The sequence below is a fragment of the Alkalihalophilus lindianensis genome (assembly GCF_032843265.1).
GTDB lineage: Bacteria > Bacillota > Bacilli > Bacillales > Bacillaceae_D > Alkalihalophilus > Alkalihalophilus lindianensis.
In genome coordinates this window covers 1-275 of record NZ_JAWJBA010000275.1, presented here as the reverse complement: position 1 = coordinate 275, position 275 = coordinate 1, and the positions used below count along the sequence as shown (strand labels likewise).

1 pseudogene is annotated in these 275 nt (G+C 44.7%); it reads left to right on the top strand.

Annotation, left to right across the window (positions count from 1 at the left end):
• A pseudogene (locus RYX56_RS22240) lies at positions 1 to 275 on the top strand (ABC transporter substrate-binding protein); the annotation flags it as partial.

Below are 275 nucleotides of genomic sequence, written 5' to 3'. Positions count from 1 at the left end.
CTATAATTGGAGCGGCGACAAGCGGAAATACAAAGGCGCAAATTGAAATCGCCCAAAGCAACAAGGTGCCATTACTGACGCCAACAGGCACGGCAGATGACATTACATTTAAAGGCGGTAAATTAAATGATTACGTCTTCCGTACATGCTTTATTGACCCATTCCAAGGGACCGTGGCAGCAAATTTTGCAGTCAATGAGTTGAAGGCGAAGACAGCTGCGATATTTATTGACAGTGCCAGCGACTATTCAAAAGGTCTTGCTGCCTCCTTTAAA